Source organism: Pantoea sp. SYBGC1, assembly GCF_057197005.1.
The window spans coordinates 275,240-295,565 of the sequence record NZ_JBXUNM010000002.1 but is presented as its reverse complement, the minus strand read 5'-3'; the positions used below and the strand labels follow the sequence as shown (position 1 = coordinate 295,565).

At 55.8% G+C, this 20,326-nt stretch carries 16 protein-coding genes; 8 read left to right on the top strand and 8 right to left on the bottom strand.

Annotated elements, in window-relative coordinates; translation table 11 throughout:
• Window positions 1-10: 10 nt before the first annotated feature.
• Both AC2CF9_RS06915 and AC2CF9_RS06910 read right to left on the bottom strand, forming a co-directional pair.
• Window positions 11-5,881: an autotransporter outer membrane beta-barrel domain-containing protein gene (locus AC2CF9_RS06915; RefSeq protein WP_484556598.1), complete on the bottom strand. Its 5,871-nt coding sequence runs from the start codon at window positions 5,879-5,881 to the stop codon at window positions 11-13.
• Between the two features lie 575 nt (window positions 5,882-6,456).
• Window positions 6,457-7,707: a diguanylate cyclase domain-containing protein gene (locus AC2CF9_RS06910; RefSeq protein ID WP_484556597.1), complete on the bottom strand. Its 1,251-nt coding sequence runs from the start codon at window positions 7,705-7,707 to the stop codon at window positions 6,457-6,459.
• Window positions 7,708-8,130: 423 nt separating this feature from the next.
• Between AC2CF9_RS06910 and AC2CF9_RS06905 the strand changes: the two genes are divergently transcribed.
• On the top strand, window positions 8,131-9,534 hold the full coding sequence (locus tag AC2CF9_RS06905; RefSeq protein WP_484556596.1) for an aminotransferase-like domain-containing protein: 1,404 nt from the start codon (window positions 8,131-8,133) through the stop codon (window positions 9,532-9,534).
• A gap of 67 nt (window positions 9,535-9,601) precedes the next feature.
• Window positions 9,602-10,066, top strand: coding sequence for a YlaC family protein (locus tag AC2CF9_RS06900; protein ID WP_150016708.1), 465 nt, complete (start codon window positions 9,602-9,604; stop codon window positions 10,064-10,066).
• Between the two features lie 50 nt (window positions 10,067-10,116).
• Here AC2CF9_RS06900 and AC2CF9_RS06895 read toward each other — a convergent pair whose 3' ends face one another.
• The 3 genes from AC2CF9_RS06895 to AC2CF9_RS06885 all read right to left on the bottom strand — a co-directional run bounded on the left by AC2CF9_RS06895 (window position 10,117) and on the right by AC2CF9_RS06885 (window position 13,001).
• Window positions 10,117-10,737, bottom strand: a complete 621-nt coding sequence (locus AC2CF9_RS06895) for a pyridoxamine 5'-phosphate oxidase family protein (RefSeq protein WP_150016709.1) — start codon at window positions 10,735-10,737, stop codon at window positions 10,117-10,119.
• A 225-nt stretch (window positions 10,738-10,962) separates the two neighbouring features.
• Window positions 10,963-11,994, bottom strand: a complete 1,032-nt coding sequence (locus tag AC2CF9_RS06890) for a methionine synthase (RefSeq protein ID WP_484556595.1) — start codon at window positions 11,992-11,994, stop codon at window positions 10,963-10,965.
• A gap of 23 nt (window positions 11,995-12,017) precedes the next feature.
• Window positions 12,018-13,001, bottom strand: a complete 984-nt coding sequence (locus AC2CF9_RS06885) for a DUF1852 domain-containing protein (protein ID WP_484556594.1) — start codon at window positions 12,999-13,001, stop codon at window positions 12,018-12,020.
• A gap of 596 nt (window positions 13,002-13,597) precedes the next feature.
• Here AC2CF9_RS06885 and AC2CF9_RS06880 point away from each other — a divergent pair.
• Window positions 13,598-14,932, top strand: coding sequence for an MFS transporter (locus tag AC2CF9_RS06880; RefSeq protein WP_484556593.1), 1,335 nt, complete (start codon window positions 13,598-13,600; stop codon window positions 14,930-14,932).
• Window positions 14,933-14,977: 45 nt separating this feature from the next.
• Here the strand turns inward: AC2CF9_RS06880 and AC2CF9_RS06875 are convergent, their stop codons facing one another.
• Complete coding sequence (locus tag AC2CF9_RS06875; protein WP_484556592.1) at window positions 14,978-15,709, bottom strand: IclR family transcriptional regulator; 732 nt, start codon at window positions 15,707-15,709, stop codon at window positions 14,978-14,980.
• A 164-nt stretch (window positions 15,710-15,873) separates the two neighbouring features.
• On the opposite strand from AC2CF9_RS06875, the gene AC2CF9_RS06870 reads away from it, so the two are divergent.
• Both AC2CF9_RS06870 and AC2CF9_RS06865 read left to right on the top strand, forming a co-directional pair.
• A complete protein-coding gene (locus tag AC2CF9_RS06870) occupies window positions 15,874-16,566 on the top strand; it encodes an RraA family protein (protein WP_484556591.1) in 693 nt (230 codons plus the stop codon).
• Window positions 16,563-17,510: a hydroxyacid dehydrogenase gene (locus AC2CF9_RS06865; protein ID WP_484556590.1), complete on the top strand. Its 948-nt coding sequence runs from the start codon at window positions 16,563-16,565 to the stop codon at window positions 17,508-17,510. The genes AC2CF9_RS06870 and AC2CF9_RS06865 overlap by 4 nt, the downstream gene beginning before the upstream one ends.
• 160 nt (window positions 17,511-17,670) lie before the next feature.
• On the opposite strand, the gene AC2CF9_RS06860 is transcribed toward AC2CF9_RS06865, so the two are convergent.
• A complete protein-coding gene (locus tag AC2CF9_RS06860; RefSeq protein WP_484556589.1) occupies window positions 17,671-18,246 on the bottom strand; it encodes a pyridoxamine 5'-phosphate oxidase family protein in 576 nt (191 codons plus the stop codon).
• Between the two features lie 24 nt (window positions 18,247-18,270).
• Window positions 18,271-18,930 (bottom strand): NAD(P)H-binding protein, encoded by a 660-nt coding sequence (locus tag AC2CF9_RS06855; protein WP_484556588.1) that lies wholly within the window; start codon window positions 18,928-18,930, stop codon window positions 18,271-18,273.
• A gap of 142 nt (window positions 18,931-19,072) precedes the next feature.
• Here AC2CF9_RS06855 and AC2CF9_RS06850 point away from each other — a divergent pair, with 142 nt between their 5' ends.
• From AC2CF9_RS06850 to AC2CF9_RS06840, 3 genes are all read left to right on the top strand, one after another.
• Window positions 19,073-19,690 (top strand): TetR/AcrR family transcriptional regulator, encoded by a 618-nt coding sequence (locus AC2CF9_RS06850; protein WP_484556587.1) that lies wholly within the window; start codon window positions 19,073-19,075, stop codon window positions 19,688-19,690.
• 127 nt (window positions 19,691-19,817) lie between these two features.
• The gene (locus AC2CF9_RS06845; protein ID WP_150016719.1) at window positions 19,818-20,021 is read left to right on the top strand and encodes a hypothetical protein; all 204 of its coding nucleotides are present in this window, start codon (window positions 19,818-19,820) and stop codon (window positions 20,019-20,021) included.
• A 50-nt stretch (window positions 20,022-20,071) separates the two neighbouring features.
• Window positions 20,072-20,323: a biofilm development regulator YmgB/AriR family protein gene (locus tag AC2CF9_RS06840; protein ID WP_150016720.1), complete on the top strand. Its 252-nt coding sequence runs from the start codon at window positions 20,072-20,074 to the stop codon at window positions 20,321-20,323.
• Window positions 20,324-20,326 lie beyond the last annotated feature (3 nt).

Genomic DNA, 20,326 nt, shown 5'->3' with positions numbered 1-20,326 from the left:
TGGCCGCCGCTTAAAACGACCAGCGAACGCCGGCATTGTAATGCCAGCCGTGCGCGCCGTTCCCGTCAACCTCTTTGCGATAATCAGTTTCGGCATAGAGTGAGACATCCCGGGTGAGCGTCGCGGTGCCGCCAAGGCCGACATCCCACATCTGACCAAACTTACCGCTGTCAAAACGCTGGCTGTCCGTGCCGTCAGCGGTGCCGGCCCGGATCTTCGCCGTTCCGCCCCAGCCGCGATAGTAGTTTGCGCGCAGATAAGGCGTGTACTGCCGCAGGCTCTCATCCTGCCACGTGCGGTCCAGCCGCGCCCCGAGCCGGCCAACGGTCTGCTCATAACGATCCCAGGAGACCCGCGTCTGGTCGCGATCGGTCAGGCTGTCCATGTCGAGACGCTGCCAGGTCAGCTGCGCCTGGGGTTCAATACGCCATCCCTGCGTCAGCTCAATGGCGTAGCCTGACTCCAGTGAAGCCGCCCAGCCGCTGCCTTCTGGCGAAGCCACCGCTTTTTGCCGCAGGATGTCAGTTTCACCACGATAGCGGTTCCATGACAGCGAGCTGTCAACATAGAGGCCGCTGCTATGCTGCCAGGTGCCATACAGCGCCACGCTGTCGCTGTCGAACGCGGTTGAGCTGTAGCCATCCACCGCGTGCGGACGAATACGCGTGTTGCCGCGCGTCCAGGCGATACCGCCGCGCAGGCTATCGTCTGCGCCATCCAGACGGATGACGTTACCGCCGAGCTGTACCGCGCTGTAGTCAAGATCGGCGTCGTAGCCGTAGTTACTCAGGCCAAGGTTGCTCTGATAGTGCAGGTTGGCTCCCAGGTAGCGCACAAACATCTCAGCGCCCGCTGCATCGGGATCGCGCTGCTGGCGCAGCTCGCCCAGCCGCTTGTGCAGATCGTCCGTGATCGCCAGCGTATACAGTGCCAGGCCAACCGGCGCTGAGATATATGACGGAAGCTGCGGCGTTACCGCCCTGCGCAGGCCGGTTATGCCATTGCCTGGCTGCGGCTGACAAAGCTCGCCATCTGCGCAGACAAATGTGTTAGCCAGGCGGTAGTCGCGGAAATCATTACCGCTGCCGCTGAGCTGACGCTCGCTGGCGGCGCTGCTGCCTGGGGAAAAACTATACAGGCTGTATTGCCACGGACCTGAAGCGACATACCCCCGCTTCAAAACAAAACTCTGCGGAGCAGCTCTGCCTGACACCTGCGCAAGCGAAACCCCCTCCGCCGGCCCGATAACTCCGTCAGCGTTGCGATCCAGCTGCGGCGCGCCGTGCAGAACATCATCAATCAGCGTCGTGCCGCTGACGTTACCGTTAACGCGCAATATATCGCTGCGGGTAGCCGCAGAGTTAAGCCGCAGCGTGCCGTTTGCCGAAGCCAGATCGCCGTTAAGCGTTAGCGAGTTACCGGCCTGGCTGCTGCCATTGGTCAAATCCAGCGTACCGGCGTTGTTCACCTGCAGCGAGGTGGCGCTACCGCCCTGCAGCAGCGGCTGAATACCCTCTCCCGCCAGCAGGGTCGAATCCGCGTCGATATTGATGGTGCTGTGCGCCAGCCGAAGGTTGTCCGTCAGCGTCCAGCGGGTGCCGGAAAAATTCAGCGTACTCCAGCCGGCGCCGATATTGGTGCCTTTTACCGGATCGTCACCGGCAAAAGATCCGCCGCGCGCCGTGATGTCGTGCAAATTGAGGGTGCTGCCCGCGCCGCCGGCCGTGGTGATGTGCCGGGTATTTTCCAGACTGATATTCTGTACGGTGGCGCGGTTATTTACGCCGCTGCCCATTGTCAGACTGCCCTTCAGCGTGCCGCCGGTGACAATCAGCGTATCCTCTCCGTTACCGGTATGCACATCGCCAGTTACCCTGCCGCCCAGCAGGACAACAACATCGCGGGCCGCGCCACCCGCCACCACCACAGTTTGCGGATTGGGTGCCGTCACGGTGCCTTCATTGATAAACACCGACGCACCGCCGCGCAAATCGATGATGGGTGCCACCAGGCTCTGTGACGTGATACTGCCCTGGTTAATCACCCGCCTGGCGGTGCGGGTCACTACGGCGGATCCGCCGTTAGCGGACTCAATGGTAATCGTTCCTGCGGTGACAACGTCTCCGGTTGTATTGGCTCGTATGGCGGTGCCCTTACCGGGCACCCTGATGGAATAGCCCTGCCCGATAAACAGATCGTTACGCGTTGCTGAACCATCTTCATTCGCAAACAGATAGCCGGTTCCGCCTTCGCCTGTGACAATCTGCGCACTCCCTTCGCCGTCAAAAGAGACGGCTGAACGGATACCGGCGCCGCGACCGGTTTCCAGCCGCACATTTTGCAGGGAAATAGCGGTAATTCCGGCACGGTTATTGATGACGCTGCCACGGCCATAAGCGCCCAGCGTGATATCGCTGGCCTGGAAAAACTGCGCGCCGTTTTCCAGCAGCACGCCGTCGGCGCGTCCGCTGGCGGTAATGGTGCTGTAGCCCTGACCATCACCCTGAACCGCCAGACCACCACTGTTGCCGACCCGCAGCGCGGCGATCCCGTCATCTACCTGCAGACGACTGCTCTCGCGCGGATAGTAGTAACCATAACCACTGCTGGCATCAATGCCGATGCCTGAAGCGATGCGCACGCTGCCAAAGTTAAGAAATGACGCGTTGTCATGCACGCGCGCGCCCGTACTCTCAGGGCCGGTTAAATTCACCACGCCCTGATACTGATTGAATATCGCTGAATAGTAACCCGCGTCGAAAGCGGCGATCTGCCGGCCGCGGCCGGTGATGTCAGAAGCGGCATAGACGGTTGCCTGATCGCCCGCCGCTATTACGCCGCTGGTATTGTTGCCGTTGAGTGCAATGGGGCTGGTGACAATCCCCTCACCCCGCTCATAGACGCGCAGCGCCGCAGCCCCTCTGCCGTTCACGTTATACCGGTCAGTGCGGTAGGCATAGGACGTACTGCCGGAGACCGACACGCCGGTCGTATCAGCCCCGCTCAGCGTTACCGTACCGGGCTCACGCGCATAGACATCGCCTCCGTTACTGGCCTGGTAAAGCGTTGAGCCGGCGGTACTGACGTCTGTGCTGCCTCCGCTGCTGAAAATAATACTGTCCGTGTCCGTCGCCTGATAGCCAACCTGGTTAGCATGATGAAACACCACGCGACTTGCTGCCCCGCTGTTGATAATGGCGTTCTTTTCAGCGCGGGCACCAACCACATTAGCCCCATACAGATTAATAATGCCGTTCTGGTTCAGCACCGCCTGCTCGCCGCTGGCGATCGCGCCCAGCGTTGTCTGCTGGCTACCCGATCCGCCATACACATTTAACACGCCGCGGGTGGTTATTTCTGTGGTCGGCAGGTTCTCACCGGGCGTAGTGAATCCCCCGGCGTATAAGCCGGTTCCCCCGCGCGTCACGCTGATATCGCCCTGGTTGATGACTTTCGCCCCCAGGCGCGCGAGGATCCCCACCGATCCTTCTCCCCCTGAGGTAATGCGACCGGTATTCACCAGCTGCGCCTGATTCAATGCCGCCAGCCCTACCTGTGCATCCGCCAGTCCGCTGATAGCGGCATGGCTGGTCAGCAGCGTACGGCTATCCGGCAGATAATCCGCGCTGATATTGCGGCCGCTCAGATCATATTTATACCCGTCAACCGTTGCGGCACTGGCACCTTTGCCCGTCAGGCGCAGCCGGGTAGCAGCACTGAGGGTGCCCTGTGCGCCGCCTTCAATCCGCAGGGCGCTGGCGCTGGCACCCACATTGAATGTTGCATCACGCGTCACAATATCGCTGCCCCTGCCGCTGCCCACGATGCCGGTGGCACCCGGCGCATTGAGCGAGAGCGTAGTACCGCTGGCGCTGAAGTCTGCGCCATCTGCAAAGCGAAATAGCGTACCGTCGGGGCTGGAGGTGGCGTAGCGGCCGCTGGCGGGCAGCCTGAGACGTGCGTCCGGACCACTGATGAAGAAACTGACCTGATTACGGCCCTCCCCGGCGCGCGGCACCGCGCGGGCGGCCACCTCCACCCGGGCGTTTCCGTCTGCACGCACACCGATAGCCGCATCGCCCTGTAGATTGATCCGTCCGCCCAGCACGGCGCGCGCCTGACCGCCCTGTTCGCCGGTTACCCAGACGGCGGTATTCTGCGTGCCGCCGGGAAGGTCAGCATCACCTCTGACATTGATGGTGCCGGTGGACCAGGCGCTGGCGCGATGGTTCTGCGTGGCAAGAATACGCAGGCCGGTACTGTTATCACCGTTGAGATTGATTGTGCCTGCGTTGCCCACCCGCCCGTACTGCCCGGCATTCAGCACCAGCATGCCGATGTTTTCCAGCGGCTGAGACTGTGCCCGTCCGTTGATATCGATAACGCCGTTATTCAGCGTCAGCGCAGAGGGTGCATTTTCCACGCGCATACCCACGGCACTCTGCACGCGGGAGCCGATGACAATACGGCCATTATTGATCGCGCTGCTGTTATGGCGTTGCTCAATAGCGCTGACGCCGCCGCTCAGCGTAACAGCGACATCCTGCGTTCTGTCCGTTTTGCGGTTTTGCGGCGAGCGCCCGATGGCGATGGTGCCTTGTGCCGTGTTAATAAAGTGCCCTGCAGCGCCTAACGTAACCCCTGCCGCTGAGCTGTTATTAACCACATCCGTGACGCCGACGTTGATGCTGCCGCGGTTAATCGCACTGCCCTGACCAATCCAGATCGCGCTGCTCTCCTGGCTTTCAGGCGCGTCGCCGGGGGCAAGATTAATCACGCCATTATTGGTAAAACGGCTGCCGCTTTTTACCGCAACGGCCTTACCGATATAGCCCAGCGTGCTGCGGTCGACGCCCGTGCCGCTGGCGTTATTCAGGAAGCCGGCGTTCAGCGTGCCATTGTTTATCCCGGTACTGCCTGAGAGAAGTGCCAGCGCCCTGCTCTCAGCAATCCCGCTGGCGGTAACGGCGAGCTTGCCATCAATGATTGCGGTCGCGCCGTTGCTGGCCTGCATCGCCGTGCTGGCGTTGATAACCTCAAGCGTACGCCGTGCAGAAATTTTCACGCTGGCGTCACGACCATTCGCACTTAGCACCACCCGGTCGCCCGCCGGCAGCCTGACTTCATCGCGGCGGTTGCCGGCGCCGGTGCGATAAACCACGCGCCCTTCATTAAGCGAAAACGCTTTATTAAACGCGTTGCCATACTCTTCCTGCGTAATATTGTCATTCAGCAGCTGGTTAATTAACCAGTCATTATAATTTCTTAATTCCGCAAGGGAGGCTACCGTGAATGTGGTGACTCCGCCATCACGCGTGTTTACGCTGAAAGTCCCGGTATATCTCACCACGCTATCTCTGCTCAGCGTCAGTTGATTATTTGCGGGAGGTGCCTCAACGGCGGTGAACGTAATACGATTATTACTGTTCCAGTTCAGATGGCCGCGCTGTGCCGTGGTAAAAAGCTGGCTTTGTCTGGCCGCCATTGACCAGCGGTTTGTGTCCGAATCTGCAATTTTGTCAGGTCGCCCGATATTAATATTAAGCGTGCCGCGCGTAACTGTAGCGATGCGGGCATCTATATATTGCCGATCGTTTACAGCATAAAAGTCCTCTGCCTGCGTCTCTGTATTGATCTCTGGTAAATCTGTAAAGGCTAAGCTGTCATAAACGTGAAAGGATTTATAGCTGTTGTTCCCGGGATCGGGAATAACGATATTCAGATTTTGCTGCCCGACATTAATACGGGGTTGCCCCGTGAGCGTATCGGTAACGATCCGGCCCTCACGCTGTAGCTCACCCAGCGTGGTGCGGGTTACGCCACTCACGCCTGGCGTAAACTGCGGCAGCCCGGTCAGCGTCCGCACTGAACCATCACGCAAATACAATGCACCCGCTTTATAATCATTATTTTCAGGCGTATAGGGCTTTAATATCTCCGCCGATGCATTTAAAACCGGAAACATCATACCTTGTGCTGCAATAAGGGCCAGAAGTACAGGATTTAATTTAAACACGATATTTTCCTCAGCTGAGAAAAAAGCAAAACCTGAAAACAGAACACGGCTTTCAGGCATCGGCAGAGCGTATTTATTTTGGAAATGTCAGATAAAAGTAATCAATGCGCAGACAATAACATCACGTTACTAATGCATTGTCCAGCCTGGCTTACGCTTCGTTAGCGCATAAATCAGAAATTAAGATAAAAGCCTTTCTCCTGGATTTATTTCAGCGGCGCTGAAAAATTCATTAACCATTTAGTTATTAAAAAGAATGAAAAGAATAAAAGCACCGTTTATTAACATAAAATATTAACGCGCCATTCAGAAAAATCACAGCCATACCGATTAGCCAAATGCGTAAACCAGTGAAAGCTGCGATCTGCTTTGTTGTGCGCATAACCTGTTTCAGCCACCAGGTCAGGGAGGAAGGAATCGCGATTTAATCCTGATGCCCGTCACAGATGCGAGGGCAGGCAGAAAAACTGGTAGGCGACGTCACGCCGGGCTTTTGCCTGGTACATGGCGGTGTCAGCCTGCTGAATCAGTAATTTAGCGGATAATGTCGCAGGGCGCGCCTGGCTGATGCCGATGGCGGCGCCGATGCTTACCCTCCTGCTGCTGATGCTGAAAGGGGCATTGAAGCTGGCAATCAGACGTTCAGCAAGCGCAGAGGCCTCCCGGCGATCGCGGCATCGGGCTGCCACTACAAACTCATCGCCGCCGAGTCGTGCAACCGACTCATCCGGCATCAGGCAGCTCTGCAGCCGCTCGCTTATCTGCAACAGCAGCGTATCACCTGCCGCATGGCCCATTGAATCGTTAACCGCTTTAAATCCGTTCAGATCGAGAAACAGCACCGTGACCAAATGCTGCTCCTGTTGCTGTGCGAGCAGGGCGTCAACCTGCTTAAAAAACCAGGAGCGGTTTGGCAGGCCGGTCAGCGCGTCGCGCATCGCCTGCTGCTCCAGCTGCAGCATTCTCTCTTTGTCACGGGTGATATCGCGCGATACCAGTACCGCACCGATGTTCTTTCCCGTGGAGGGATCGGTCACGCCGCAGGCTTTTGTGCCAAGCGTAATATAGTGGCCATTGCGATGACGTTTGTGCACCTCCACCACGTCCGGCTGCTCCCCCCCGGCGAAAATAGCACTCAGCACCGCGGCTGCAGGCGCGCGATCGTCAGGATGCAGAAAGTCCGTCACCCGCTGGCCCAGCATCTCTTCAGCGGACCAGCCGATCATTTCGCTGTAGGAGGGTGAAATTGAGACATACCGCCCTTCGGCATCGCAGTGAGCGATGAGATCCGTGCTGTTTTCAATCAGCAAACGATATTCAGCGGCCGTGCGCAGCGCCTCCTCCAGCGCCTTACGCTGTCCGGTGACATCCAGTACAAAACCGCTGTACTGCTGGTGTTGCGCTTCCGCCCGCTCGCCCGGCAATCCTGACACGATGACATGGCGCAGGGTGCCGTCCAGGCAGTTGATCGGCACCTCAATATGAAAAGGCTGTACGCGCTCCAGAGCCGCAGTCAGCAGCAGCGCAATTTTTGCATCCTCATCAGCCTGGGCGATGCTCAGCCACTCCCGTAGCGTGACGCCTTTGAGCGCAGGCATCAGGCCGGCAGGGCACTCCTGACTGGTGACGCAGATCCCCAGGGCGTTGGTGGACCAAACGGCGGATAAGATAGGTTTGATCGTTGTGCTCATGATAGCTGGACCTGGTTTATTCTGACGATACTCAAAGAGCATAAAACGTAGTGTGGCAGATATCCCGATTGCCTGGCTTGCTATCCTGCACGCGAGTAAGAGAACAATGAGAGTGAGAGGATCATTTTACGCCTGTCTGATTAGGCAAAACGTCGCTGTTCCTCTGATCCGATACAAAAACTGACGCAGCACAGAAGCGTTATCGGCTGACCCGCCTGCAATCTTTAATCGGTAAAGCGTTATTCCCCGCAGCGGACAGCGAAGGCCTCTTTTTACTGCAATCTGCTCCGTCCTGACCCTGTACAGATAGCACACAGAACGGGACAAAGAAAAAAACTGATGCAATCAACCATGCAATCAAGTTACGCCTTGATTATGGCTGTGATATACCTGTCTGCGTAACGTCCTGAGACAGGATTCAATATGATTACGCCGCTTTTTACGCGCTGGGCAGCCCTGCTTCAGCAGCCGACGCAACGTCCGGCCTATCTGCGCATCGCGGATTTTATTGCAGAGGGCATCAGTACAGGCGAATTGCCCTCACGCTACCGCCTGCCGCCGCTGCGTGAACTGGCTGAAACGCTGGGTCTGAATTACACCACGGTAACGCGCGGTTATGCGGAAGCGCGGCGCAGGGGCTTAATTGACTCCCGCCCCGGACTTGGCAGTTTTATTCGTGCGCGGGCATCAGCCTCTTCAGCGCTGCCTGCCAGCACTTATGAAATGACCATGAATGCGCCGACAGAGCCTGCCGGTGCCGCCGTTGAGGAAGCACTGCGCGCAGGAGCCATCAACCTTTTTAACCAGACCGACATGCTGAGTCTGCTGCGCTATCAGGATTTTGGCGGCACGGCAGAGGATAAAGCGGCAGCGATGCGCTGGATCGGGCGCAAACTTCACGTAGAGAGCGAGGCTGATGTGCTGGTTTGTCCGGGCATTCACAGCGCTCTGATGGGCATCATGACGCTGCTGAAGCGCAGGAAAAGTGCGGTCTGTGTCAGCAGCCTGATTTATCCTGGCATGAAAGCAATTGCCAGTCACCTTGGCGTGCGGCTGCAGCCGGTGCTCTGTGACGCGCAGGGACCCGATCCGCTGGCATTTGAGGCGCTGTGTCGCAGCGGCGAGATCGGCGCATTTTATATCAACCCGACGCTGCAAAATCCGACCACGATGACGATTCCGGAAGCGCGCCGGCGGGCGCTGGCTGAGTGCTGCCAGCGCTATAACATTACGGTCATTGAAGATGATGCTTATGCGGCGCTCAGCGATGCGCCAGTGCCGGCGTTTGCCGCGCTGATACCGGAGCTGACCTGGTATCTTACCGGCCTCTCTAAGTGCTTTGGCCCCGGATTGCGGATTGCGTTTGTGAAGGGCCCGGACAGACAGATGACGCAGCTGCTTTCCGGCGTGCTGCGGGCGCTGACGGTGATGTCCAGCCCGCTCACTAATGCGCTGGCGCGGCAGTGGATCAATGACGGGACGGCAGAGCGCATGCTGATCGCTATCAGACAGGAGGCGGGCACCCGCCAGCAGATTGCAGCAGCCTGCCTGACCGGATACCCGTTTCAGGCTGACAGCGCAGGCTACCACCTCTGGCTGCCGCTGCCCGGTCTGGTCAACGCCAACGCCTCCGACATTGCGGCAAAGCTGCGTGAAAAAGGGATCAGCGCCGTCTCCGGCGCCGCGTTTTGCACCGGTAATCTTCCTGCTGACGCGCTGCGCATCTGCCTGGGCGGTTCTCAGTCGCGGCAGCAGTGTGAAGAGGGCCTGAAAATTCTGGCCGCCATGCTGGCCGATCCCATCCACTTTTCCGGTATGGCGATTTAGCAGCGTGACGCAAAAAACAGTCAGTAAAACGTTAACTCCATCATTATGGACAGATAAGGTTTAAAACATGAGTAATCAACTTAATGCGCTTCTGCAGCAGGAGCTGGACAGCATCAACCGCGCGGAAAAACGTAACGATCGACCCTATTTCGACGTGTCGTTTATCCGCCAGTATCCGGGCCTGTATGGCCTGATGTGTTTTCTGTTTGTGCTGACCATGGCACTTTTACTCTACTCCGACTCCTTCGGCACAATTGAATATGTCGTCTGCTGTGCCATTTTTGCTGTCTGTAATTTCTTTTTCTTTTTTCACGTGAATCCCTCTTACCGGGTAAAAGATATCGATAAAGGCGCATGGAAGAACTGCTATACCGGGGACTGGTACATGGAAGTTTACGTCCGCGAAGCGTTTATTCATGATCTGCTCAAGGGAGATGTACTCACCGAAAGCGAAAAAGCTACCCTGCAGGCGCAGTATGCCCGTAAAGGCCATCTTTATTTCGCCGATATTTACCGTCTGAGAACCCGGTAGTCGGCGAAACTGAAAACAGCCTGCTGGCAGGCTGCAGGCATCAGACCGGATTAATAGAGCGTCTCTTTCAGGCGACCGGGTAACGCCGCATCGTAGGCGCGGGCGTCAATATCCTGCGAAATACTGTTCAGTATGGAACCGGTGCTCGGCAGCGCCTCGCGCTTAATTTGCGTCGCCGGATCCCAGAGCCGGGAGCGAATGATGGCCCGGCTGCACTGAAAAAAGACGCTCTCAACGGTAATGATTAACACCGTTTTTGGCAGCTGATTATTCATCGCAAACCGGGCAAGCAAGGCGGGATCGACGCTGATGGTGGCGGTTCCGTTTACGCGCAGTGTTTCCCCGATACCCGGGATCAGAAACAGCAGCGCTACCCGATTATCATGCAAGATGTTGCGCAGGCTATCGATACGGTTATTGCCGCGTCTGTCCGGCAGCAAGAGCGTGCGCTCATCCTCAATATGCACAAAACCTGCCGGATCGCCTCTGGGTGAAACGTCCAGCCCATCCGGCCCGCTGGTGGCCAGCGCGACAAAGGGTGAAGCGGCGATAAAGGGACGATACGCCGGGTGAATATGATCGGTGACTTTGGTCAGCGACGGTTTCGCCACCGGGCCGTAGCACGCTTCAAGCGCGCTTAAATCGGTAATCGTATTGCTTCCATCCGCCATGCCGGATTCCTGTGTTTAACGGGCCTGCCGCTAACGTAAGGGATGCATTACGCCGGACGCAACGCGCGAATGACATATTGCTGCGCCGCCGCACAGTTTTTTCCGTTCCTGCGTATCAACATATTTTTTGCCTGATCGGGATAGCCGCAAAAACGTACGGCGCAGTTAAGAATAATAAAAAAAGGGCCGACGTCAGACGTCAGCCCTGATACAGCCTCAGGCGTATTACTGGCCCAGCAGTTCGCGGCGCACGATATCAGCGCCGGCGCTCAGCGCATCCAGCTTGCCGCGGGCAACCTGACGCGACAGCGGTGTCATACCGCAGTTGGTGCAGGGATAGAGCTTATCCGCATCGACAAACTGCAGCGCTTTACGCAGCGTCTCCGCTACCTGCTCCGGCGTTTCGACAGTGTTGGTTGCCACGTCGATGGCACCGACCATCACTTTTTTCCCGCGGATCAGTTCAATCAGCTCCATCGGTACGCGGGAGTTCTGACACTCCAGTGAGACGATATCGATGTTTGACTGCTGCAGGCGTGGGAAAATTTCTTCATACTGGCGCCACTCAGAACCCAGCGTTTTCTTCCAGTCAGTATTGGCTTTGATGCCGTAGCCATAGCAGATATGTACAGCGGTTTCGCACTGTAATCCCTCAATGGCACGCTCCAGTGCCGCAATACCCCAGTCATTAACCTCATCAAAGAAAACGTTGAAGGCAGGCTCGTCAAACTGGATGATATTCACGCCTGCAGCTTCCAGCTCTTTGGCTTCCTGATTGAGGATTTTGGCAAACTCCCAGGCGAGTTTTTCGCGGCTCTTGTAGTGACCGTCATACAGCGTGTCGATCATTGTCATCGGGCCAGGCAGCGCCCATTTGATCGGCTGTGTGGTCAGCTGACGCAGGAATTTTGCATCATCAACAAATACAGGCCTGGTACGTGAAACTTCGCCTACCACCGACGGTACGCTCGCATCGTAGCGATTGCGGATCCGCACCGTTTCGCGCTTTTCAAAATCCACGCCGTTGAGATGCTCAATAAACGTCGTCACAAAATGCTGACGCGTCTGCTCACCATCGCTGACGATATCAATACCGGCCCGCAGCTGGTCGTCAAGGCAGAGACGCAGCGCATCGCGTTTGGCATCGGCCAGATCGTCACCCGCCGGTTTCCACGGGGACCATAATGTTTCCGGCTGCGCCAGCCATGAAGGTTTCGGTAAACTGCCAGACGTCGATGTCGGTAATAACTTTTTCACTATAGATAACCTTTTTCCATTAATCAGTGCGCAAACTCAGCAGACCATTGCTCCAGACGAGTCTGGTAAGGTTTGATAAAATGCTGTTCGGTAAATTTACCCTGCTCAACCGCCAGATGCGTACGCTCTTCACGGTCATAAACGATGCGTGTCAGTGAATAATCTTTATGTGACAGGCTCGGCTGATACTCCTGTCCGGCCGCTGAATTCGCGTTGTAGATCTCCGGACGATAAATTTTCTGAAACGTCTCCATCGTACTGATGGTGCTGATAAGCTCCAGATCGCTGTAATCGCGCAGCAGATCGCCGGCAAAATAGAAAGCCAGCGGCGCAACGCTGCCCTGCGGCATAAAGTAGCGCGCCTGCAGGCCCATTTTGGCAAAGTAGTGATCGGTCAGCGAATCTGCGTCCTGCCGGTATTCAATCCCCAGCACCGGATGATGGTTACCGGTACGATAGTAGGTATTTTTACTGGAGACGCTCAGGCAGATAATCGGACGCTTGCTGAAACTGGCTTTATAAATATCTGAGCTGACGAAGCCTTTGAAGATATTGCCGTGCAGATCACCGAAGTTTTTCGGCGTACTGAAACCAGCCTGGTTTTTGTTGTGCTCGGATAACACGACGCTGAAATCGTAATCGCGCACCCAGGAAGAGAAATTATTCCCGACGACGCCTTCGAAGCGCTGCCCGCTTGTTTTATCAACGACGGTTGTCTTCAGGACTTCAATGACCGGAAACGGCTTTTCATTTCCCGCCGGATCGATATTCAGCTCAACAGAGATGATATCCAGCTCAACGGCATAACGGTCCGCTTTCGGGTTGTCCCAGTGCGCCAGCGAGTTAAAGCGGTTATCAATCATCTTCAGTGCGTTGCGCAGGTTTTCCTGACGCATTTCACCCCTTGCCAGATTGGCAAAGTTAGTCGTGATACGCGTGTTTGCAGAAGGATTATAGTTTTCGTCAAAACGAAGGCTTTTAATTGAAAAGGTAAATTCTTTGTTCATCGTAATTTCTCACCTCAATTTCTGATGTAAACCTGCTTCTCTGTCTGCCCGTACAACCGACGCTGAATGCTGATTTGATATAACCATTTCCTCAATGGGCTGACTCTTTTATGCCTTACTCCCCTGCTGAAAAAAAGTGATTAAATTTCACCGAACCTGAAGCTTTTTCATGTTGCAGCGGACAGACGCTCTATCAGGCGCCTGGCTGAATTGAAATGAGGCAAAACATGAACCGGAAAGCGCATAAGCTTCTGTTTTTGATAGCATGATTTAACTGCTATGCACCTGACCAGAATGAATAAATCTCAACATCGATTTTTTCACCTACCTGAAAATATTTAAGGCACCAGCGCACAATGTCCGGTTAAAAGGGGATAGAGCGCCAGCGCTGAAGCTACAGATGTCAGAGATGAGCATTCTGCAGCGTTAGCGATCACAAATCCGCATCCGGGCCGCGCTTAATCTGTGAGCTGAACCGCAATCCCACTATCCTGCATACGACGCAGGCAGAGAGTCTGATAGTTTATTTTGTACAACAAAGTTGTATAGAGTGAAACATCAGTGGTGTTATTCAATCTGAACTCTGCGAGGATACAATGACTCAATCTCTACTTAACCAGGCGCCTGTGACCGCGCTGGAGCGTGAAACGATGCGCCGGGTGATCTGGCGAATTCTGCCCTTCCTCGTCGTAAGCTATCTGGTCTCCATTATTGACCGCGGAAACATCGGCATGGCGGCTTTGCAGATGAACGAGGATTTAGGCCTGACAAAAGCGGCATTTGGCTTTGCCAGCAGCCTCTATTTTGTGGCCTATTTTCTGTTTGAGGTTCCAAGCAATCTCGCTATGCAGAAAGTAGGAGCACGGCTCTGGATCCCGCGCATTATGATCAGCTGGGGGATCGTAAGTATGTGCATGGCGCTGGTTGAAACCTCTGCCTCACTCTACGTGCTGCGTTTTTTGCTGGGTGCAGCAGAAGCGGGCTTTTTTCCCGGGGTAGTACTGTATCTGACCTGGTGGATCCCTTCCCGCTACCGTGCACGCATCATCGCCTCGTTCATGGTGGCGATCCCGCTGGCCAATTTTATCGGCTCCCCCCTGTCGGGACTGATCCTGACGCTGGATGGCTGGTTTGGCCTGCGCGGCTGGCACCTGCTGTTTATTATTGAAGGGCTGCCTGCTGTATTGCTGGGCATCGCGGCTTACTTTGTCCTGAGTAATCGCCCGCATGAGGCGCGCTGGCTAAACCACGAGCAGAAACAGTGGCTGGAAGAGACGCTGGAGAAAGAGCGCAGTGAACGCAAAAATATTGGCCACATCTCTACCTGGCAGTTGCTGAAACATCGTCAGATCTGGCTTTTTGCCCTGATCTATTCCGGCGCGTCGGCAGCCGGTACGACGCTCAGCGTCTGGTCACCGCAGCTACTGAAGTCTTTCCAGCTGGATAACCTCACGACCGGCCTGCTTAATGCCATTCCTTATGGCCTGGCTTCTGTTTTGATGATTGTCTGGGGCCGGAACTCCGATCGCACCGGCGAACGGCGCTGGCACACTGCGCTGACGTTATTCATGATTGCAGGCGGTATTGCCGCTGCCTTTATTAACCTCTCTCTGCCGGCGACCATTATTATTCTGAGTCTGATTCTGGTAGGCGCTTACTCAATGAAAGGTCCGTTCTGGGCGCTGGCATCCGGGTGGATGAGTAGCTCTTCTGCAGCGGCCGGGCTGGCCGCGATTGGTGCTATCGCTAACCTGATTGGCGGCGGCCTGATGGTAAACGTTTACGGCATCATTAATCAGAAAACCGGCAGCCATACACTGGCGCTGCTGCCGCTTGCTGTACTCTGTCTGGCAGGAGGTATCGCTGTTGTGATCATGGGCAGAAAGATGGCACGCCACACAGAAAATAAAGCGCGCGCGACAACACACTAACAGTGGGCTTTACTGAGGGAGCCGGTGCTGCAGACCGGCGCCCTGTTATTCGCCAGCGGTTGTAATTACCTCGCCATAACGAGCGGTGCAAAACTGTGGTGAAGCCCCCAGCCGGACCGAAAGTCGCGCGGCAGCATGATACATTGCGCTGGCTACGCCTTCTTGACGACGCGCTTCTGTGAGCCGTGATGAGGGGCCGGTCAGCGCCAGCGCGGCGACAAGCTTGTCGCTCACACCAAATACCGGCAGAGCATAGGCTGCGGTGTGCGGGTCGCGCGCACCGGAGGTATAAAGAGGCAGCAGTGGCTCTTCACTAAACAGGGGCTCGTTCAGTCCCCAGTAGCGTAAAACCTGACCAATAGCAGAGTGATCCAGCGGATAGGTTGTTCCCGGTAGCCGGCTGTGGCGCAAACCCTCTGTGGCCTCCGCACGGAACAGACAGAGCCGCTGTCCGCCCTCAATGACATACCAGCTGGCGCTCTCACCCGTCTCCTGTGCCAGCTGATGCAATTCCGGCTGCACTACGCTTGCAAGATGGAATGACTGCTCATAAAGCTTTCCGAGATAAAGCAGGCGCGGTCCAAGTCCATAAGTCCCGTCGTCATGTCGCACAGCGTAGTGCATGCGTTCCAGTGAATTCATCAGGCGGTATACCGTGGTTTTATGGTAGCCCGATGCCTGCGCCAGCGCCGTCAGCGTCAGGCTGTTATCGCCCGGACGGAAACAGTCAAGCAGCGCCAGCGCCTTTTCAACCGCAATAACGCCTTCATTACCCATTGTTTTCTCCTTTTATGACGACTACGAGTGTACCTGAATATTTGTGAGTCACCTCGTATTTACGTCACAAACTCCCTTTCTACACTGGCTAATCTTCCGGCAAGCTCGCTATAGTAGTTTTATATTATACATTCTCATTTCACCTGGTAAAACAGCGAGGCCGTATGAATTCTCTGACACTTCCGATGATTAACCGCAATATCACCCGCGTATCTGATGAAGATACGCGTCAGGCCGCAGAGTATCAGGCGGCTATCCTTGCCGATGTTGCCGGCCGCCGCGGCACGTTGCATGGCAGAATTAAGCCGCTGGCGCCGGGTATGAGAGTTGCGGGGCCTGCAATTACCGTTGAGGTCAGACCGGGTGACAATCTGGCGATTCATGCTGCGCTGGCTATTGCACAGCCTGGTGACGTCATCGTTGTGGATGGCAAAGGTGATATCAGTTGCGCGCTGCTGGGAGAAATTATGGCCACCCAGGCCAGAGCCTCAGGTATTGCCGGTATCATCATTGATGGGGCTGTACGTGATGCCGATGCGCTTGCCAGCCAGCCTTACCCGATTTTTGCTGCCGGCCTCAATCCCTGCGGGCCCACAAAACTGCTTCCAGGCCGGGTTAACTATCCGGTCTCTATTGCAGGTGCGCAGGTGCAGGCCGGTGACCTGATTGTGGGTGATGTTGATGGCGTGGTGGTGATCCCGCGAGAGGAGGTAAAAACGGTCATTGCGCTGGCGAAAAAGAAACTGGCGGCCGAAACCCAGCGTATTGAGGCTATCGCAGCGGGCGACACGCGGGCACCGTGGCTGGAGCAGGCGCTGCGCCAGGCTGGAATGCTTGCTGCGGAGGAGACGCTATGAGCGAAGCACGCAGCGTTATCCTGGTAACCGGCTGCGATTTGGCGGAGGAAGCCCTGCAGCTTTTGACCGGCTACGAGGTTATTTTTGCCGGTAAACAGCCATCGGAGACGCAGCTCATTGCGCTCTGCCACCAGCATAATCCGGTCGCTATTCTGGTGCGCTATGGAAAGATTCCGGCAGCGGTAATGGACGCCGCTCCGGCTTTACGGGTCATTTCGAAACATGGCAGTGGGATCGATGTTATTGACCAAAAAGCAGCAGCAAAAAGAAATATACGCGTTTGCTCTGCACCCGGCGCTAACGCAGCGGCCGTAGCAGAACATACCTGGGCGCTGCTGCTGGCCTGCGCAAAATCTGTTGTGCCGCTCGATGCACGTATGCGCGCCGGACACTGGGACAAATCGTTGCATAAATCTTTTGAGCTTGAAGGCCGTACGCTGGGTCTGGTCGGGCTGGGCGAAATCGGTCGCCGGGTCGCAAGAACTGGCTACGCGTTTGGCATGCGCGTGCTGGCTTACGATCCCTATGCGACTTTCTGCCCTGAAGGATGCGAACAGGTCAGCACGCTGGAAGCGCTTTATCAACAGGCTGACGTAGTATCCCTTCACTGCCCGCTCACTGAGGACAATCGCGCGATGATCGATGATGCCGCGCTAGGCTATTTCAGACGCGGCGCCATTTTTATTAATACCGCGCGCGGCGGTCTGGTCGATGAGTCAGCGCTTGCCGCGGCACTTGCTGACGGCAAACTGCGCGCCGCCGCGCTGGACAGTTTTTGCGCAGAACCGCTGACTGCACCTCACCGCTGGCAGTCGCTGCCGAACATCATTCTTTCACCACATATTGGCGGTGTCAGCGACGCCTCTTACATTAAAATGGGCACGGTCTCTGCTGCAAATATTGTCAGCGTACTGAGTGAAACAAAACAGCGAACGCTGGCATAACAGTTTTTAGCCCGCTCAGCCGGGCTAATTAGTTAAATACACCGTTAAGTACCGCCGTGACTACGGCAGTACTTAATGCAATCACTCCCTGCCTGCCGCCACGGCCCGCCATCGCCTGTATCTGCCGGAACCCGATCCTGCCGTCTGCGCGGCAGAGACGCTAAGGCGCCAGCCATCGCCCTCTCCAGCCCTGCTGCTGCAGCAGGAACTCGCAGCGCTGATGCGGCTCGCTACCGACATCAAGCGATTCAACACGCTCTATCATGACGCGTATCAGCGCAAAATTTTGCGGAGGTTCAGCGAACGAAACGGAGGCGTGTCCGCTGCGCCGCGTGTCCGGATCATCAAGGATGTCACCGGGTGAATCAGGCGAGTAAAATAGCTGCTGCGCAGCAGGCCGCAGCTTCTGCCAGACGGTACAACGCAGTTCGCGCTCATCCACGCAGACCGCCTCGCCCTCAAGACGCAGCTGAAAGCTGTTCTGCGCATCCCAGCCCAGCAGCGAAACTTGCGGATTATCTCTCATCTCCCGCACTTTGGCGCTGCGCACGTCAGTGGTAAACAGTAATGAAGCGGGTGTCAGGCTGAAATCGCGCAGCACTATGGTTCTGAGCTTAGGCTGCGCATTCTCTGCCACGCTGGCCAGCTGCATCAGAGTAAAAGGTGAGCGCGCGCTCACCGCATGAGTCAGCTTTTGCCAGATTACCTGCAGATGCGCATCCGGTGAATGTGTCATAACGTCTCCTCGCTGCTGAACCGGTTAGCGTGAAACCTGCGCGTCTATCGCCTCTGAAACGGGTGTTTCTCCCGCCGTAAGTTCAATAATGACGCGGGATACGGCAGGCTGTTGAATCAGCGCCGCCAGAGTGGCTGCGACATCGGTGCGGGAAATCGTGCCATAGGCGATCGCCGGTCCGGCGCTGATTTTGCCGGTTGCCGGCTCATCTGTTAACGTGCCGGGACGCACGATAACCCAGTCAAGCGCGCTTGCGGCAAGAACAACGTCGGCCTGTTTTTTTACGCGCATATAGTTTTCGAAAGTGTCAGAAAGCTGCCTGCTGCGCCCCGCTTCCGGAAAGGCGGAGACCAGAATAAAGCGTTCAATACCGGCCTGTTGCGCGGCTGCAACAGACTTAGCCAGCCCGTCACCATCAACGGCATTAGTCATCGCCTCTCCGCCTTTCCCGCCGGCGCCAGCGGTAAAGACTACCACCCCGCATCCCTGCATCAGCCCGGTAAGCTGCTGTTCATTGAGGGCAACCAGGTCGCCTCTGACAGCCTGAATACCCTGCTGCTGCAGGCTGGCTTCCTGCTCAGCAGTACGGCACAACGCCCGTGCCGTCACGCCGGTACGGGTCAGCTGCTGACCCAGCTCACGACCAATCTTTCCGGCACCACCCACAATAAAGACATCTTTCATGCTGTTCCCCTGTCGCAAAGGCTGAAATATTTATCGCAATACGATGTAATTTAATCACTTAACTCTAGCGCAAATCTCCGGCGTTGACCGGCCCGGACGCAACCGGGATAATTTGGAAATAATCGCTACAGAAGGGCTGAGAATGCCACCAGTAAAATCCTCTGCCGCAGCTCCCCGCGAACGCGGCAGGCCGCGCAATTTTGATATTGATGTTGCGCTTGATAGTGCGATGATAGTTTTCCGCCAGAAAGGATTTCACGCTGCCTCTATTGCCGATCTTGGTGTTGCCATGCAGCTTACTGCGGGGAGTATCTACAAAGCTTTCCAGGACAAGCGCTCACTTTTTCTGCGCGTGTTCGAGCGCTACATTGCCGTTCGCAATGCTGATTTGCGCGAACGTCTGAGCGCATTCCCTACGGGCCGCGAACGCGTTGCTGAGCTGCTCCAGTTCTATCTCGATTCCGCCAGCGAGATAGAGGGACGGCGCGGCTGTCTGGTGGTGGGCAGCACCGTGGAGCTGCAGACGCTTGATGAGGAGTTATCTCATCTGGTACGTCAGGCCGTACTGCGCAACCGGGCTTTCCTCATGTCGCTGATTCAGCAGGGCCAGGCTGATGGCTCAATAGCAAGTCATCTTGATGCCGATACAACCGCCGGTTTACTGCTCTGTATTGCGTTTGGGATGCGCGTGGTGGGCAAAATTCAGGATGTGACTAATGGCGAAGAAACTATTAAGATGGCGCTGCGCCTGCTGAACTAACGCTGCTGCGCTATTAGGAAATACGCATTTCCTAATTCAGCTATTTTGCTGTCGTTGCGATTTTCAGTAACAGGCGTCCCTGACATATTACAAACATTAAGCAATTTTAAAAATGGATGGGGGTTATGTGCAGCAAGACGATTCAGAAGATGCGGAAGCGATGTACGCTTTACTGGGTGACGTAATTACACAGATTTTAAAACCGGGTGAAACACTTTCTTTGCAGGAAGTTATTGGCGCGTTATACCGCACAGGGTTACGAGCGGACAGCCCTGAAACGCAGCAGGCGTGCGAAAAAGTTATTCGGCTGCTGGCCAGGAAAATGAACTAATAGCGCTTCAGTGCCGATCCTTCCGCCGGTGAAATTAATAAGAGAGAATTATGTGCCAGAATCAATATCTTCCCGTAACGGATAAACTCAGTGCTGAAGAGCAGGCCAGAATATGGCAGTCTGCAGAATTTGAATTGCTGGGTGAAATGGTTAAAGAGATTTTATGTTCCGATAAAATCCTTAATCGCAAAGCGCTCTGTATCGCGCTACTTTCGCGGCTGGATCACTGTACAGACCCCAATGAAAAGACGCATTATGAGAACCTTTTTAATCTGCTTTTAGGGCGTACAGAAGCAGCCTGATAA